Annotated in this window: 14 protein-coding genes; 7 read left to right on the top strand and 7 right to left on the bottom strand. The window is 62.7% G+C overall.

Translation table 11 applies throughout. From position 1 onward, the window contains the following. Window positions 1–116 precede the first annotated feature (116 nt). A complete protein-coding gene (locus E5162_RS07555) occupies window positions 117–491 on the top strand; it encodes a DUF4112 domain-containing protein (protein WP_135944514.1) in 375 nt (124 codons plus the stop codon). Window positions 492–504: 13 nt separating this feature from the next. On the opposite strand, the gene E5162_RS07550 is transcribed toward E5162_RS07555, so the two are convergent. Continuing rightward, on the bottom strand, window positions 505–696 hold the full coding sequence (locus E5162_RS07550) for a (2Fe-2S)-binding protein (protein WP_135944512.1): 192 nt from the start codon (window positions 694–696) through the stop codon (window positions 505–507). A 184-nt stretch (window positions 697–880) separates the two neighbouring features. On the opposite strand from E5162_RS07550, the gene E5162_RS07545 reads away from it, so the two are divergent. The 3 genes from E5162_RS07545 (at window position 881) to E5162_RS07535 (ending at window position 4,355) form a co-directional block, all read left to right on the top strand. Continuing rightward, the gene (locus E5162_RS07545) at window positions 881–1,609 is read left to right on the top strand and encodes a M48 family metallopeptidase (protein WP_135944511.1); all 729 of its coding nucleotides are present in this window, start codon (window positions 881–883) and stop codon (window positions 1,607–1,609) included. Between the two features lie 100 nt (window positions 1,610–1,709). Next, window positions 1,710–2,891, top strand: coding sequence for an LL-diaminopimelate aminotransferase (locus tag E5162_RS07540; protein ID WP_135944509.1), 1,182 nt, complete (start codon window positions 1,710–1,712; stop codon window positions 2,889–2,891). A 120-nt stretch (window positions 2,892–3,011) separates the two neighbouring features. After that, window positions 3,012–4,355 carry a TadE/TadG family type IV pilus assembly protein gene (locus E5162_RS07535; RefSeq protein WP_135944507.1) on the top strand — a complete coding sequence of 448 codons (1,344 nt, stop codon included), beginning with the start codon at window positions 3,012–3,014 and terminating at the stop codon, window positions 4,353–4,355. A gap of 91 nt (window positions 4,356–4,446) precedes the next feature. Here the strand turns inward: E5162_RS07535 and E5162_RS07530 are convergent, their stop codons facing one another. After that, complete coding sequence (locus E5162_RS07530) at window positions 4,447–6,216, bottom strand: M28 family metallopeptidase (RefSeq protein WP_135944506.1); 1,770 nt, start codon at window positions 6,214–6,216, stop codon at window positions 4,447–4,449. A gap of 162 nt (window positions 6,217–6,378) precedes the next feature. On the opposite strand from E5162_RS07530, the gene E5162_RS07525 reads away from it, so the two are divergent. Continuing rightward, window positions 6,379–7,314, top strand: a complete 936-nt coding sequence (locus E5162_RS07525; RefSeq protein ID WP_135944504.1) for a bile acid:sodium symporter family protein — start codon at window positions 6,379–6,381, stop codon at window positions 7,312–7,314. 68 nt (window positions 7,315–7,382) lie between these two features. Further along, entirely contained in the window at window positions 7,383–9,161 is a 1,779-nt protein-coding gene (locus tag E5162_RS07520) for an N-acyl-D-amino-acid deacylase family protein (protein ID WP_135944502.1), read from the top strand. Window positions 9,162–9,270: 109 nt separating this feature from the next. Here E5162_RS07520 and E5162_RS07515 read toward each other — a convergent pair whose 3' ends face one another. The 4 genes from E5162_RS07515 to E5162_RS07500 all read right to left on the bottom strand — a co-directional run bounded on the left by E5162_RS07515 (window position 9,271) and on the right by E5162_RS07500 (window position 14,197). Next, a complete protein-coding gene (locus E5162_RS07515; RefSeq protein WP_135944500.1) occupies window positions 9,271–9,747 on the bottom strand; it encodes a helix-turn-helix domain-containing protein in 477 nt (158 codons plus the stop codon). A 421-nt stretch (window positions 9,748–10,168) separates the two neighbouring features. Further along, window positions 10,169–10,852, bottom strand: a complete 684-nt coding sequence (locus E5162_RS07510) for a type 1 glutamine amidotransferase domain-containing protein (protein WP_135944498.1) — start codon at window positions 10,850–10,852, stop codon at window positions 10,169–10,171. Window positions 10,853–11,087: 235 nt separating this feature from the next. Next, complete coding sequence (locus E5162_RS07505) at window positions 11,088–11,858, bottom strand: SDR family NAD(P)-dependent oxidoreductase (RefSeq protein ID WP_135944497.1); 771 nt, start codon at window positions 11,856–11,858, stop codon at window positions 11,088–11,090. After that, complete coding sequence (locus E5162_RS07500) at window positions 11,855–14,197, bottom strand: penicillin acylase family protein (RefSeq protein WP_158291230.1); 2,343 nt, start codon at window positions 14,195–14,197, stop codon at window positions 11,855–11,857. Before E5162_RS07500 ends, E5162_RS07505 begins: the two co-directional genes overlap by 4 nt. 170 nt (window positions 14,198–14,367) lie before the next feature. On the opposite strand from E5162_RS07500, the gene E5162_RS07495 reads away from it, so the two are divergent. Then, the gene (locus tag E5162_RS07495) at window positions 14,368–15,123 is read left to right on the top strand and encodes an EAL domain-containing protein (RefSeq protein ID WP_174234996.1); all 756 of its coding nucleotides are present in this window, start codon (window positions 14,368–14,370) and stop codon (window positions 15,121–15,123) included. On the opposite strand, the gene E5162_RS07490 is transcribed toward E5162_RS07495, so the two are convergent. Then, window positions 15,120–16,541 carry a coniferyl aldehyde dehydrogenase gene (locus tag E5162_RS07490; protein WP_135944493.1) on the bottom strand — a complete coding sequence of 474 codons (1,422 nt, stop codon included), beginning with the start codon at window positions 16,539–16,541 and terminating at the stop codon, window positions 15,120–15,122. The two genes, E5162_RS07495 and E5162_RS07490, sit on opposite strands and share 4 nt — an antisense overlap. Window positions 16,542–16,551: the final 10 nt, after the last annotated feature.

Below are 16,551 nucleotides of genomic sequence, written 5' to 3'. Positions count from 1 at the left end.
GCGCTTCGCAGAGTTGCGTGCCACGAGCATACGGAAATGTGCTGGCGGGCCAAGGCCAAAGCGCTTTAGCGCGCTGAGCCGGGAACAGGCGGCCTCATCGTGGTGTTGGATCGTGCATGGCAAGACACGATCCCGGCCCACCTACCCGTCAGGGCGATATTCCCGCCGAGCTGCACCGCGCACGGCAGTGGGCCTATCTGCTCGATTCCCGGTTCAAGATCGCCAATTTCCGGTTCGGGTTGGACGGCGTGCTCGGGCTGGTCCCGGTTGCGGGCGATGCCGTGACGTTGATCGGCGGAGCCATCATGCTGTTCACCGCGCATCGTCTCGGTCTGTCGACCTGGACCAAGCTGAAGATCGCCTTCTACACCGGGGTAGACACCGTGTTCGGGTCAATTCCGCTGCTCGGTGATCTGTTCGACTTCGCATTCAAGGCTCACAAGAACAGCCTGAACGCGATCGAGAAAGAGCTGGAGCGCCGCGGGCGCTGAGGCCGGGCGGTGGCTATTCGGCCGCTACGGCCATCGTGTCGGCTTGCATGGCATTGGCCATAGTCCGGGCTGCTTCCTCAAAGCACTGGCCGCATCGCGGTTTGGCACCGCAAGCCTTGAACGCGCTGGGCACGTCGCGTGCGCCTGCTTTCGCAGCGTCCTTGAACTGGCGGCACTTCAGTGCGTTGCAGAGGCAGACATACATGGCGGGCTCGTAACTGTCGCAACCGATCCGAAAAACGGCGCCGCAAGACACTCTGCCTTTGGCAACTCGTTCGCAATTGCATATGTCGTCTTTGCAAACGATTGTCAATCGCTCCTGTCATGGCGTCGTCCTCGAGTGATCTTTGTGGAAGAGGGCGGGCGTAGGTCCTGCTAGTCTTCAGCCCATGGAATCGCGCAGCATCATCCTGGGCGGCCGGACGGTCGGATATACGCTGAAACGTTCGGCCCGGCGCCGTACGATCGGGTTCCGCGTCGGGGCGGACGGGCTGAGCGTGACGCTGCCTCGCCGGGTGGCGGTCCGAGAGGCGGAGTCGGCGCTGCACGAAAAGAGCGGGTGGATACTGTCCAAGCTCGACAAGTGGACCGAGCGCCGATCCATTCCCGAGCTGACTGGTGCGGACGGTCAGGGTGTCGGCTATCTGGGCAGGACCCTGACGCTGCGTGTCGTGGGGCATAGCCGGGCGCGCACCCTTGTCGGGCTTGAGGAGAACGCGATCGCCGTCCGCGTCGACAACACCCTTTCCGGTTCTCTGCGCGACGCAACGGTCAGGCGCGCGGTCGAGCGCTGGCGCAGACGCCAGGCTCTCGAGCTTATGACGCCGCGCCTGGCCCACTATGCGGCCCAGCTGAACCGGCCAGCGCCCGCAGTGAGTATCCGGGTGAATGCCAGCCGGTGGGGCAGCTGTTCGAGCGACGGATCGATCCGCATGAATGCGCGCCTCATCGCCTTCGAAGAGACCCTGATCGACTATGTCTGCGCCCATGAGGCCTGTCATTTGATCGAGATGAATCACGGGCCTCGCTTCTACGCGCTGCTGGACCGGCTCATGCCCGATCACCGGTCTCGCTCGACCTTATTGAAGGCCGCCATTGCCCCCGGACACGTCTTTTGAGCCAAATCACTGCCGCGCCGCACAATTTCTTGTCCCTGCCCCATTGACGACAAAGCCTGCGGCTTCGATAGGCTAATGGTTTGATCGGAGTAGCCTTGCCATGACTGAGTCGACCGCCTTCTACCGTGAGCGCCGCCTGCCGCCCTACGTGTTCGCCGAGGTGAACCGGATGAAGCTGGCCTATCGCCATGAAGGCCGCGACATCATCGATTTCGGCATGGGCAATCCCGATCTGGCGCCGGCTCCCCATATCATCGACAAGCTCAAGGAGGCCGCTTCCGATCCGCGCGCTCACCGCTATTCGGCCAGCCAGGGCATTCCCGCACTCAGGAAGGCGTTGGCACGCTACTATGCGCGTCGTTTCGATGTGTCGCTCAATCCTGATCGGGAAGTCTGTGTCACGCTCGGGTCCAAGGAAGGCCTCGCCAACCTGGCTCAGGCCGTGACTGCGCCTGGCGACGTGATCCTCGTACCGGACCCGTCCTACCCGATCCACATGTTCGGCTTCATTATCGCTGGGGCGGCCGTACGGCCGGTGGCGTTCGAGAACCCGGAGAACTTCCTGCGCGAAGCCGCCCATGCCTGCCGGCGCTCGATTCCCGCCCCGTCCGCGCTGGTGCTGAACTTTCCGTCCAACCCCACGGCCCAGGTCGTCGATCTCGATTTTTATCGCGAGGCGGTCAAGCTGGCCAAGGCGAACGACCTGGTCCTCATCTCCGATCTTGCGTATTCGGAGATCTGGTTCGAGGGCGACCCGCCGCCTTCCATCCTGCAGGTGCCCGGCGCACGCGATGTTGCTGTCGAGTTCACCTCGATGTCCAAGACCTATTCCATGCCCGGCTGGCGGATCGGCTTCGCCGCCGGATCGGCGCGTCTCGTCGATGCGCTCAAACGGGTCAAGTCCTATCTCGACTATGGCGCCTTCACCCCGGTTCAGGTCGCGGCCATCGCTGCGCTCGACGGGCCTCAGGACAATGTGGAGAAGGCGCGCGGCATCTATCGCGTGCGCCGTGACGTGCTGGTGGAAAGCTTCACCCGGGCCGGCTTCCCGATCCCCGCTCCGCCCGCGACCATGTTTGCCTGGACGCCCATCCCCGAGCGCTTTGCCGATCTCGGCTCGGTCGAGTTTTCCAAGCTGTTGCTGGAAAAGACCGGCGTGGCCGTCGCACCCGGCTTGGGCTTTGGCGAACGCGGCGACAGCCATGTCCGCCTGGCCCTGGTCGAGAACGAACAGCGGATTCGTCAGGCCGCGCGCCAGCTCAAGCCCTTCTTCTCAGCCTGATGGGAGGGCGCTGTTAACCGCGCGTTTACCAATAACTCATTGTTAATTAATGACTTTTTTAGCCGATTGGCGTATAGAGTGCAGTGATCCCGGCAGTTTTGCCATTTTGGAACATTCGCCATGCGCATCAATCTCGGCTTTTCGATCAAGGCGTTGACGCCCGGCCTGGCCCGCGTCATTGCGGCTCTGGCGAGGCGTTTGAGTGCGTTTCCACGCGCGACCGCGGCCAATATCGCGATCAGCTATGCCCTGGCGCTCGCCCCGATCACGACCGCGATCGGCGGCGCGCTCGACTATACGCGCGGGGTGATGCTGGGCACGGAGATCCAGAATGCGCTGGACTCCGGTGTGCTGGCAGCGGCCTCGCTCACGCAGGACCGCGACCCGGACACCGTTGTTCGTGCCTATGTCGAGGCCGCCCTGAGCGACCACCCCGATCTGGTCGGCGCGCTCCGGCTCGATGTGACCTCGTCGACCAGCTTCAATTCGCGCCGTGTCCAGGCCACCGCCTCGGTGGACACGCCCACCCTCATGCTGGGCCTGATCGGCGTCCGGAATCTCACCATCTCGCGCACCAGCGAAGCGGTGGAAGAAGTGCGCGATATCGAAATTTCGCTCGTGCTCGACGTGTCCGGCTCGATGGGGGGCTCGAAGATTTCTGCCCTGCGCGATGCGGCCAGCGAGTTCATCGACGTGGTTCTCGACGACTCACGCCAGGAGCGGACCAGCGTTTCGGTCATCCCGTATAATGGCGGCGTGCGCCTGCCCGATTATGTCAACGAAGAGCTGAACGAGGATTTCGACGAATCCGGTTGCCCGGACATGGGCGAGGACCATTCGCAGGTCATCCCGTTCGGCGATCTGCCGACGATCAATCCTCTGGAGTGGACCGGCGAGGAGATGACCGGCCATCGCAGTTCGAGCCATTGCCCGCAGCGTCACATGGAATCGATCTTCCTGCGCAATTCGCCGGGGCAGCTGAAATCGCTGATCGGCGGCCTGGATGCGAGCGGGAATACCGGCCTCGATGTCGCCACCGGCTGGGGCGTGCGGGCCCTTGATCCAAGCTGGCGGGGCCGTCTCGGCGGCCAGTTCGGCCCGCGTCCGGTTGATTTTGGCGATCGCGACACGGTCAAGGTTCTGGTCGTCATGACCGACGGTGCCGCCACGGCTCAGCAAAGAACTGAACTCACCCGCAGCTGGTGGAGCTGGAGCTGGTCGGCCTACGAGCTCTATTCCGCCCGCACGGCCCGCGAGAAGATGATCGAGGCGTGCTCCTACGCAAAGGATCGCGGTGTCGTCGTCTACACCATCGCCTTCCAGCTCAGCGGAAATACCAATCGCGATCTGATGCGCAATTGCGCCTCGCGCGCGGAGACCTTCTACAACGTGGAGAACACCGACATTCAGTCCGCGTTTGACGCGATCGCTTCCGACATCAACCAGCTGCGCATCGCGCGCTAGCCCTCGCCCCCCCCAAGCGACCCCGGCAGAGAAAAGGCCGCGCCGGAGATCCGGTGCGGCCTTCTCATGTCCAGACGGGTGAGAGAAGGGGCTAGCCTTCGCTCTCGGCCATCATCTCGTCGCGAAGGCTGCGGAACTCGTTGCCTTCATACCAGTTCGGCCAGCGATCGCTGTCAGCCAGCTCACGCGAGACACGATACATCAAGGTTGCGTCTTCGACGAAACCGGACAGGTCCCAGCTTTCGTCATACTCGTCGGCCGGCTTGTGGTAAGCGTCCGCACGATACGCCGCCTCGATCTGGGCGACATGGTCGGCGCCGTGTTCGGCCGAGACCGAGCCGCCGTCCGCGTACAGCATCGGCACGCCCTTGCGGGCGAGCGAGACGTGGTCGGAACGGTAGAAATAACCCGCTTCCGGGTTCGGGTCCGGGCTCAGATACCGCCCGTCCGCGGAGGCTTCCTGTTCCAGGATGTCCTCAAGCTCGGACGCGCCATAGCCGATGACCACGACGTCTTCGGTCGGTCCCACAGGCAGCATGCCGTCGAAGTTGAAGCCGCCCACGGTCTGATCCAGCGGAACCAGCGGGTTGTCAGCGTAGTAGGCCGAGCCCAGCAGGCCTTGCTCCTCGGCGGTCACCGCCACGAAGATCACGCTGCGATCGGGCTGCTCTTCGGCCGTCGCATAGCGCTGCGCGATTTCCAGCATGGCTGAAGTGCCCGACGCGTTGTCGACCGCCCCGTTATAGATCTGGTCCTCGCCGGAGAAGTTCAGCCGCTCGCCGATATGGTCCCAGTGCGCCATGAACAGCACGTGCTCTTCGGGGCGCTCGGTGCCCGGAAGGCGGCCGGCGACGTTGCGCGACACCGTCTCTTCGAACGTCTGGTGAAGCTCCGCGCTCAGCGTGGTGTTCTCCAGCGGCACCGCTTCGAAGTCGGCATTGGCGGCCGCCTCGTAGAGCTCATTGAAGTTCAGGCCGGCGCTTTCGAACAGCCGCTCTGCGACGTCGAGCTGGACCCAGCCCTGAACGTCGACGAAGTCGTAATCTTCCGGCGGCACCAGACCCGATTGCGCGCCGGTCCAGCTGGAGAAGACCACTTCCCAGGGATAGGAGGCCGGCTCGGTCTGGTGGACGATGATCGCGCCCTCCGCGCCCTGGCGGGCCGCCTCTTCGTATTTGTAGGTCCAGCGCCCGTAATAGGTCATGGACTCGCCGTTGAACAGGCCGCTATCGGGGTCGGCAAAGCCGGGATCGTTGACCAGGATGACGACGGTCTTGCCCTCGACATCTACGCCCTCATAGTCGTTCCAGTCATACTCCGGCGCCACGATGCCGTAGCCGACGAAGACCACGTCGGACTCGGTCAGCGAGACTGTCTCTTCGGGGTTTTGCGACCAGTAGACCGCGTCCGCACCGAGCTCGAGCCCCATCGGCTCTCCGCCGACGCTGACGTCGAAGCTGGAGGCCTCCTCGTCGAGCGTGATTTGAAGCAGGGGCACATCCTGGAACCAGGTGCCGTCTTCGCCGGCCGGCTCAAGGCCCATCATGTCCATTTCTTCGGCGATCCAGTCGGCCGCGGGCTCTCCGCGTTCCGATCCTGGGCCCCGGCCGCCAAACCGGTCATCGGCCAGCGTGGAGATGCGGTAGGCGAAATCGGCCTCGGTGATGGCGGGTGCGGTCTCTTCATGGACCGGCCATTCGCCGCCATCGCTGCCGTTCGCCATCGCGCCGGTCGCGGTCTGCGATTCGCCGGTCGCGGCATCGGTGGTGCCGGTGTCGGTTTCGTCCGGTACAGGTTCACCGCATGCGGTCAAAGCCAGACCGGCAAGCGCAGTGCCTGTAAGATAGAGCAAGCGTTGCATGAAATATGTCTCCCTCAAGGATCGTGTATGCGCGCTACTGTGCAGGTCGGGCGCGTCAACGCAAGGCTCGCGCTCGCGTCACCGCGTGATGGGGGTCGACACGCGCCCTCGCGCCTGTTCACAATGACCCTCTTTCACACATCGCGAAGGCCGCATCTGCCCATGGATATGACCACCCTCGACAGCTGGCAGATCTCCCTCGATCCGCGTTTCGACATCTTCATGCCCATCGGGCTCGTCACCATGATGCTGGCGGTTGCCTTGGCGCTGAAGGTCGAGGATTTCGCCTTTCTCAGGCGGTACCCGGCCCGGTTCGCAGGGGCGGCGGCCACCCAGATCATCGGCCTGCCGCTGATGACCCTGATACTGGTCCATATCCTGAACCCGCTGCCATCGATCGCCTTCGGCATGATCGTCGTGGCCTGCTGTCCGGGGGGCAGCACGTCCAATTTCCTGACACATCTGGCGCGCGGGAATACGGCGCTTTCGGTTTCGCTCACGGCCACATCCAGCCTGGCCGCGGCTCTGGTGACGCCGATTTCCATCCTGTTCTGGTCAAATCTGTACGCGCCTGCCGCCGGGATCGTGAATGCGGTGGAGATCGAGGCCGGACCGTTCATCCTGGGGATGGGTGCCTTGCTGGCGCTGCCGATCGCGGCCGGAATGACATTCGCCCATTATCACCCGGTCTGGGCGGCGCGCATCCGGCCGGTCTTCATGGTTGCGGCCCTGGCCATCATCATCGTGCTGGTGGCCTCGGGCGTCGCGCGCAACCCGCAAATCTTCATGGCCACCGGCCTGGTCGTGCTCGCCATTGCCGTCGGGCACAATGCGCTCGCCTTTCTGCTCGGCTACGGGGTGGGACGCGCGCTCGGCTTCGATGACAGCAGCCGCCGCGCCATGACGTTCGAGGTCGGTATCCAGAATGCGGGCCTGGGCCTGATGATCGTCATCGCGGTGTTCGGCGGTGCCGGCGGCGCGGTTGCGATGACCGGGACGTGGTCGATCTGGCACCTGGTCAGCGGGCTCACCCTGGCCGGAGCGTTCCGCGCCTGGGACGGGCGCAAGGCCCGGGCAGCGCTCAAGGCGGCCGAGTAGGCCGGGCCCCGCCTATCAGACCGGCAGCACAATGCCGGCAAGACCAAAGAGAATGGGAGGAGACAGGCATGTATGATCTGAAGATTACCGGCGGCACGATCTATGACGGCTCCGGCGCGGAACCCTTCACTGGCGATGTCGCGGTCCAGGGCGGGCGGATCGTCGCTGTGGGGGAGGCGCCGGGAGAGGCGCGCGAAACCCTTGACGCGTCGGGCAAGATCGTCACGCCCGGCTTTCTGGACGTGCACACGCATTATGACGGTCAGGCAAGCTGGGACGACCGGCTGGAGCCCTCCATCCGGCACGGTGTCACTACGGCCGTAATGGGCAATTGTGGGGTCGGCTTCGCTCCCGTGCGCGAGAGCGATCACGAGCGTCTGGTTCGTCTCATGGAAGGTGTCGAGGATATTCCCGGCACGGCACTCACCGAAGGCCTGACCTGGGACTGGGAAAGCTTTCCAGATTACCTCGACGCGCTGGAGAAGACGCCGCGTACCATGGATATTGCGGCCCTCATCCCGCACGACCCGCTTCGCGTCTACGTCATGGACGAACGCGCCAGCTTCGACGCGCAGGCCAGCGACGCGGAGATCGCCAGAATGCGCGATCTGGTACGAGAGGGACTGGAGGCGGGAGCCATCGGCTTTTCCACCGGTCGTTCGGACCTGCACCGCACGGCGGACGGGGAGTGGACCCCGGCCAGCGAGGCCACCGCAAAGGAGCTCGCCGGCATCGCGTCCGCCTTCCAGGGTATGGGCCACGGCGTTCTTCAGGCGGTCTCCGACTTCGATCTCGAGCGCGAAGGCGACCGCTTCCCGGGCGAGTGGGAGGTCATCGAATCCTATGTGAAGGCGGGAGGCGGCCGTCCCTTCTCGATGTCGCTGATGCAGCGCGATTTCGCGCCCGACCAGTGGAAGAAGATCCTCGCCGGGATCGAGGACCTGAACGCGCAGGGCTTCGATGCTCGTGTCCAGGTCGCCCCGCGCGCCATCGGCGTCTTCCTGGGCCTGCAATGCACCTTCCACCCCTTCATGGGCTTCCCGGCCTACAAGGAGATCGCGCACCTGCCCCTGGACGAACGAGTCGCGGTGATGAAGACGCCGGCCTTCCGCAACAAAATCCTGTCGCAGAAATCGGACAAGCTCGCCGGTCCCGGCTCCAGCGTCCCGCCCATCGCCGACCTGCTCGTCGAGAACATGGAATTCGTGGCGGAAAAGCTCTTCACCCTGTCCGAAGACCCCGATTACGAGCAGCCGCCCGAAGAGAGCATTGCCGCCAAGGCCAGGGCGCGCGGCGTGTCGGTCTGGGAACAGCTCTTCGATACGGTGATCGCCCGCGACGGGCGGGAAATGATCTACCTGCCCATCTATAACTATACCGAACTCAGCTACGACAACGTGCTGACCATGATGAAGCACCCGAACGCCATTCTCGGCCTGTCCGACGGCGGGGCGCACGTGGGCACGGTGTGCGATGGCAGCTTTCCGAGCTATTTGCTCGCCTACTGGACGCGCGACCGCACGCGTGGTGAGCAGATTGCCCTGCCGCGCGCGATCCAGATGCTCACCGCCGATCTCGCCGACTATCTCGGGCTATCCGATCGCGGCCGCATCAAGCCTGGTCTAAAGGCCGACCTTAACGTCATCGACTATGACGGCCTGAAGCTGGAACCGCCCCATTTGGTGCAGGATCTCCCCGCCGGCGGACAACGCCTCCTTCAGGGGGCCCGGGGCTATATCGCAACCATCGTGAACGGCGAAATCGTGGTGCGCGACGATGAGGTCACCGACGCGCGCCCAGGCCGCCTGGTGCGCGCGGGACGAGAGGCGGCGATGGCCGCGGAGTAGGGGGACTTTCACTCTCGATTGCCGGGATCACGCCTGATTGACCATATCACCGAAGCGGTCGCCGCAATTATGGACGCGAAGCCGAAAAGAACGAGGGGGTTAAAGATTATCATGCCGGCTCCTTCGCTTTTCTGTTGTCTCGCTTTTTCAAGCCAGGCCGACGCGCACCAGATTTCGCTTCCTCTGCCGCCTGATCTGCTGCCGCGAGGTCATCCGCGAGCTCGCTCAGTCGCTTCACAAGACCCGTCAGATCATATTCATTTGAGACCTGATTTCCTTGCCCTCTGAAGCGCTTCTTACGCTGTACATAGCCAGCCTCTTCCAACAATCGCATGTGCCGTTGAATTTGTTTTGGCGACAATTGCATTTTCTGCGCTAGGCTTGCTTTTGACGGCCAGGGTTTGGCATCTGGCGTCCACCATGCATCAATCAAATGGATTAGCAGCGCGAGTTGTTGCCCATTTATTTTGAGCCTTTCCTGGCAGCGAAGCAGCACGGAGGGTACAATTGCAAAACCTCGATCGATCACATTCGAGCCAAATTTCTCGGCCGAAGCCTGCTTTGTATTTTTTGATTTCGGGGCCATCGGGGCTTCCTTTCACTGGCTTGTCCACCAAGAAATAGGCCCAGTTTTCGACGAAGGAAAGTCTGTAAGGGGGGGCATTGAGGTCTAGGGCCCCAGGACTTAGATGTCCTAGCCCCAAGGACATGGAAGGCCTTCGAATAAGGACAATTGTTCCAGTACACGTTCCCGCATACTCCGAGTACCCGATATAGGGGGGACGTAAAAGTCCCAGGGGCGCTTCATTTTCCAATGTAATCGCTGAAATTTGCGGTGATTTCATACTCATTCAAGCAGAAAGAGCTCGGATAATATTGATCCTCTTCCTGGGTCCTGACTTGCATCAGCAAAGAGGAAACGGTGCTGGCGTACAAGAAGCCGCCACCCAGCTAGGGCGGCGGCTTCTTGCGGGTCACAAAGACAGCCTTGGCGCGCTCCGCGCCTCCTAGACCGTCTTCAGCTTGCCCAGCAAAGTCAGGGCCGCGTCGGAGGACGAGGCGGGGTTCTGGCCCGTGATCAGAAGGCCGTCGGCCACGACATGAGAGGCCCAGTCGCCGGCCTTCGTGTAGTTTCCGCCTTTGTCCTTGAGCATGTCCTCGACAAGGAATGGCACGACGTCGGTGAGGCCGACCGCTTCCTCTTCGGTGTTGGTAAAGCCGGTGACGGTGCGGCCCTTGACCAGCGGTTCGCCGTGTTTGCCTTTGACATTCTTGAGGACGCCGGGTGCGTGGCAGACGAGGGCGACCGGTTTGCCGGCATTGAGCGCACTCGAGATCAGGTTTGCCGAATGGTCGTCTTCGGCCAGATCCCAGAGCGGGCCGTGTCCGCCGGGATAGAAGATTGCGTCGTAATCGTCGGTCGAAACCTCGGACAGCTTCTTCGTGTTGGCCAGCGCGCCCTGGGCTGCCGCATCGCCCTTGAAGCGGCGCGTGTCGTCGGTCTGCGCGCTTTCGTCATCGCTCTTGGGATCGAGTGGCGGCTGTCCGCCTGCCGGCGACGCCAGGGTCAGTTCGGCGCCGGCCTCTTTCAGCCGGTAATACGGCGCGGCGAGTTCTTCGAGCCAGAATCCGGTCTTCTCTCCGGTATCGCCCAACGTGTCGTGCGAGGTGAGAACGAGGAGGATTTTCATGGGTGGGGTCCTTTGCGGGAGCGGAAGTTCGAAGTCCTCAGGTGTGGACGTCAGCTCCGAAAGCAACCGCAAAGGGTGAATTTCTTTATTCGGCTTTCCCCGCCCGTATGGCCAGGTTCTAAAGTCCGCGGGTCGTGTCTCCTCGTGGAGGGAGGCCAGGCTGGCTCTGTGCGTCCTGGGTGCTCGTGATAGTCGTGGTAGTAGTAGGAGGTGGCCCGGATTTCAGACCCGAGTCTCACCGCACGTAGCTGGCACCATTCACGTCGAATGTCGCGCCCGTCGCGGAGGGGCAGGCGCCCGATAGCAGAAAGGCGGTCAGGCGCCCGATTTCCTCTGGCGCGGCCATTGCTCCCAGCGGCACTTCGGCCAGCGCCCTGGCCCTGGCGTCCTTGCCCTGAGGGGCCATCTCGGTGTCGATCCAGCCGGGCGAAATCGCATAGGCCAGCAGCCCCCGGCCCGACCAGGCGCGCGCAAACGTCTTTACGGTCGCGATCAGGCCGGCCTTGGCGGCCGCGTAGGCGGGATGCTCGGCATCGTCACCGCGATGCGCCGCCCGGCTGGCTACCGCCACAAGTGCACCGGGCGTTCCGGTGTCGACAAACGCGTTCGCCGCTTCGCGCATCAGGTCGACGGCGCTTTGCAGATCGACTTCCAGGACGCGCGCCCAGCTGGTCCGCCAGGTGTCGTAATCCTCCAATGCCGGGGAAGCGTCGAAAATGCCGTGATTGACCACCAGGCCGTTCAGGCGCCCGCCCGCGATCCGGGTCGCTTCACGCCAGGCCTGCGGCGCGGCGCCGGGCGTTGCGAAATCGGCCTGCACCATTCCGGCGCAGGCTTCGCCCAACTCCGAGGCCAGGGTCCGGGCCTTGTCCGGCGAGGCACTGAAGTGAAGCACGACCCGCGCGCCATGGCTGGCGAGCGTACGCGCAATGGCGACACCGGTCCCGCGCGAGGAGCCGGTCACAAAGATGGTCTGGCCGGTCAGTCCGCTGGCGAGGTCTGTCATCGGTTGCGGCTTCCTTCAAGGATGAGGGTGCGGCTTCCGTCCGGCGCCGTGTCCGGCGTCCAGTCGGTACGGATTTCATAACTGTCGCCGGCCGCCCAGCGCTCGGCCAGATCGCTGTAGTGACGCGACCACGGATGGCCGGACTGGCCCGGTGCGTGGATGAACCGGGAGGCGTCCAGATCGGAAAGGTCATACACCGCGCGCAGGGAGGGCCCGTGATAAACCGAGTAATCGTCGCTGCGATAGCTGAAGTGCGCGACGTTCAGCGTCGATCCGTCTCCACCAACCGGGGTCCGCACTGTGAACCAGTCGCCCACGAGCGGGACGCCGGTCAGAGGGTGATCAAAACTGGCCTGGTGAAGCTCGCCCCAGTTCCAGAGCGACGGGTCCGGACCATACAGAACAGCGAGTTCGTTCATCGCGGTGTCCAGCGCGAGCCCGGCCGTCACGGCACAGCTTTCGCGGCTCTCGGTCTCGACGTTGTCGCACCAGCTTGAGGCGTCGCCGGTCAGGACGTTTTCCAGGAAGAGGCGCCGCGGGAAGAAGAAACGCTCGAACTCTCCGCCCAGCTCGTCCGCGTAGATTGCGTGGCTGAGCGCCTTGACCCAGGCCGAAAAGATAAGCCCCTCGGGTCCGTCCACCGACAGGTCGCCCGTCCATCTTTCCATGATGGACAGCGCTTCGAGCCCCAGATCGGTCTCGGGAGTGGCCGAAATCAGATCTGCATGAATGCGCCGCGCGAACTCGGAGGTCACATCCATCTGCATGGCGTTGAAACTGGCAAGGCTATGGGACGGTGTTTCATCGAGCAGCGCTTCGATGCGCGGCGCGCGATAGACACCGTAACTGCCCGGTAGCGGATAAGGGTAGGCATCGCCGGCGACGAGATTGTTGCCCGAGGCGATCGAGCCGCCCTGCGGGTTCGCGATCCGGGGCAGTTCGTCGAAGGGCACAAACCCGGTCCAGTCGCCGGTCTCGTTGCGGATCGGCAGCAGGCCTGCGGTCGAATATCCGATCGTTCCGTCAACCCCGGCATAGTGCATGTTCTGCATCGGCGCGGTCCATCCGCGTGTGGCTTCCACGAAGCTGTCCCAGCCGGTCGAGTGCATGATGCGATGCGTCGCGTCGGCGACATCATTACCCGGGTCGGTAACTGTGGAGCGCAGGATCACGACGCGGTTCGCGGTATCGAAACCGTCCAGACTGAAATAGGCCGGATCCAGCACCGGGCCGAGATCGCTCTCGCGCACGACCAGCTCGACGTCATCGCCGCCTTTCACCCGGATCGTTTCGGTCCGCTCGGTGAGGGTCACACTGGCCGGGTCGCGCTCGACATAGTCGATCACGTCAAAGCCGGTATTGGTGAAGCCCCAGGCTCCATAGGCGTTACGGCCGAGAATGACGAAGGGTGTCCCCGGTGTGGAAGCCCCCACGACCGGCGTGTCTTCCAGCTCAAGCCGGACCATGTACCAGATTGAGGGTGCACCTAGGGAAAGATGCGGGTCATTGGCCAAGAGGGGCGATCCGGAGACAGTGCGCGAGCCATCGACCACCCAGGCATTGGAGCCGGGAAGGTTGTCGGGTTGGCTCAAGGCATCACCGAAAGGTGCCTCGTGGATGATGGCTGGAAGTGGCACTTGCTGGATATCGCCGAAAGCCGCGCTTACGTCCTCGTCCTTGAGCGTTGTGGGTCCCCAGGCTGGATACTGGCTGCGAAACTGGGAAAATTGCTCTGGCGTAAGAAGCTCGCGAAGCGAGGCGCGTTCGACGTCCTCGGTCGTGCCTGCTGCCAGTGAATCTGCCAGATAGAGCGTCAGCGCCGCCGTGTCTGCCGCCTGCCAGGGCTGGGGCGCCGCGCGAAGGATCGTGTACTCGGGCGCAGGCGTGCCGGATTCGAGCCGCGCATTCACGCCGGCAACATAAGCATCCACCGCGCTACGGGACTCGTTCGACAGATTGGCAAGGATTGCTTGGCTGGCCTGCGGAAAGCCCTTGATGCGCGCCTGCGCGTCGGCGCGCAGGGCGCGTTCACCGAACAATTCGGACAATCTGCCTTGCACAAATCTGCGGGCCAGATCCATCTGGAAGAAACGTTCGCTGGCATGGGTATATCCGAGCGCGAAATACACATCCTCGTCGCTGTCCCCGAAGATGTGTGCGGTCGCGTTCTCGTCGCGGACAACCCAGGCCCGGCCGTTGAAAGCCTCCAGCTCTACCTCTCCGGTCTGCTGGGGCCGGCTGGACTGGAAGCGCCACGCGACCCAGCCTGTTCCTGTTGCAGCCGCCAGAAGCACCAGAACGAGCGCGCCAAGAACGACACGAAAGATCCATTTGATCACGATGCAGCCTCCCCCGAGCTAAGACCATAGGCAGGGTATCAGCAGTCGGTGAAAGGACGCTACCCGCCCCTGCCGCTGGACCGGGGACGATGTCGTGTTGGGTGAAGTCCGTTCAACGGAGGTTTACTTATTAAAACTATATAGGAATTTCGAAACTGCGAGATTTGACGATGCAAACTCCCGAACTCAAGAAATGTGCGTGTGCGCAGCCTTTTCCCGTTAAGTTGAAATTCGCATTCCAGCCAATCGTGGATGTCAGCACCCGCAGCGTCTTCGCGCAGGAAGCATTGGTGCGTGGAGAAAACGGTGAGAGTGCCGGGAGCATTCTTGCGCAGGTCGATCAGGACAACCTGTACGCCTTTGACCGCTCCTGCAGGATCGGTGCGGTGAAAGCGGCTTCGCGGCTGATGCAGGCGCGCACCGAGCTTCTTTCAATCAATACGATGCCCAATTCGGTCTACGATCCGCATACTTGTCTGCGAACCACGATCGCTGCTGCCGAGGCCTGCAATTTTCCGGTCAGCCAGATCATGTTCGAGATGACCGAGCATGAAGCGATCAATAATTTCGATCATTTCGTTTCGATCGTGAGAACCTACAAATCTATGGGCTTCGTCACGGCAATTGACGATTTTGGCGCGGGGTATTCCGGCCTCAACCTGTTCGCACGGGTGATGCCCGACGTCATCAAACTGGATCGTTCGTTGATTGACGGGGTCGGCGGCAGCGCGATCCAGAAGGCGGTGGTCGGCAACCTGCTCGACCTCTGCGGCAAATTCGACATCAAGGTCATCGCTGAAGGGGTGGAAACCGAAACAGACTACCGAGCGCTGGCAGCGCTCGGAGTCACCCTGTTTCAGGGTTACTATTTTTCCCGGCCGGTCCTTGGTGCCCTTGCCGGGCAGGACTTTCTCGATGTGGCCTAGCCTGACTGCAGTTTCTTGAAGAATTCAAACATCTTGCCGTAGGGCGGCCGGATGAGACGGCTGGGATGCCAGACCGGTGCCTCGAACACGGCGCGCTGGTGCGTGAACGTCAGAAAGCCTTCCTCTCCGTGGTAAGCACCCTGGCCTGAAGCGCCCACCCCGCCGAAGGGCAGGTCGGGTACGGAAAGATGAAGCATCGGAATATTGACCGAAGCGCCTCCGGACAGAGTTCTCGAAAGGAAACGCCGGGCCGTATCCTTAGCCTTTGCATAGACGTAAAGTGCCAGAGGCCGGTCACCGGAATTGATGAATCTCGCTGCATCTGACATGCCGTCATGACCCAGAATGGGCAAGACAGGGCCGAAAATCTCTTCCTGCATAAGACGGATATGTTCAGGTGGATTGAGCACCAGCGTTGGCGGAAAAACATGCAAACCCTGAGGCGGAGCCGTATCGAACTCCGCCTGAAGTACGGTCGCACCCGCTTCGCGGGCCTCTTCGACCAGACTGCCGAGACGTTGATGGTGGCGTTCGGAGATAATGGACGTGTAGTCGGCGTTATCGCCGGCGTCGGGCCAGCGTTCGCGAACTTCAGACAGCACGGCGTGGGCAAACGCCTCTTCGCGTCCCTTGGGGAGCATCACATAGTCGGGAGCCACACAGGTCTGGCCTGCATTGAAGAACTTGCCCCAGGCAATTGTCTTGGCTGCTTCGTTTACATCGAAGTCCGGGGCAATGACCGCAGGCGATTTGCCACCGAGCTCAAGGGTGACCGGCGTCAGGTTTTCCGCCGCCGCTTTGGCGACGAGGCGGCCGACCGACGTCGATCCCGTGTAGAAAAGATGATCAAAGGGCAAGGAGCAGAAAGCCTCGCTCACGACCGGCCCCCCGGTAATCACGGCGACATGACTTTCGCTGAACAGTTCGCCAAGAGCCTGCCTGATCAGCTCGGCCGTGCGCGGGGTGTATTCGCTGGGCTTGATCATCGCCCGGCACCCGGCAGCGAGCGCTGCGGTGAGGGGCGCGAGCGCCAGCTGCATCGGGTAATTCCAGGGTGAGACGATGCCCACCACGCCCTTGGGTTCACGCCGGACATAGGCATTTCCCGGTTGCAACGTCATCGGTACCGCCTTCTTGCGAACGCTCATCCAGCGAGGCAGATTCTTTCGCGCATGCTTGGCATCGGCAATCATGAAGCCGACTTCAGCGATTGCCGTTTCAGCCGCTGAGCGCCGGCCATAGTCGGCGCTGATCGCCTCGATGAAATCGCGTTCACGACGTTTCACCATCTCTTCGAGCTTTTTCAGATCGGCCCGGCGTTCTTCGAGGGTGCGATGGCGCTCGGCATCGAAGGCGGCACGCTGCTCTTTCAGGACAGACTTCATGCGTTCGATCTGGCGGGTCTCGATCTCGCTCATGGCAGGTCTC

The sequence above is a fragment of the Marinicauda pacifica genome, from assembly GCF_004793635.1.
Lineage (GTDB): Bacteria > Pseudomonadota > Alphaproteobacteria > Caulobacterales > Maricaulaceae > Marinicauda > Marinicauda pacifica.
This window is presented reverse-complemented; position numbering and strand designations above follow the sequence as displayed.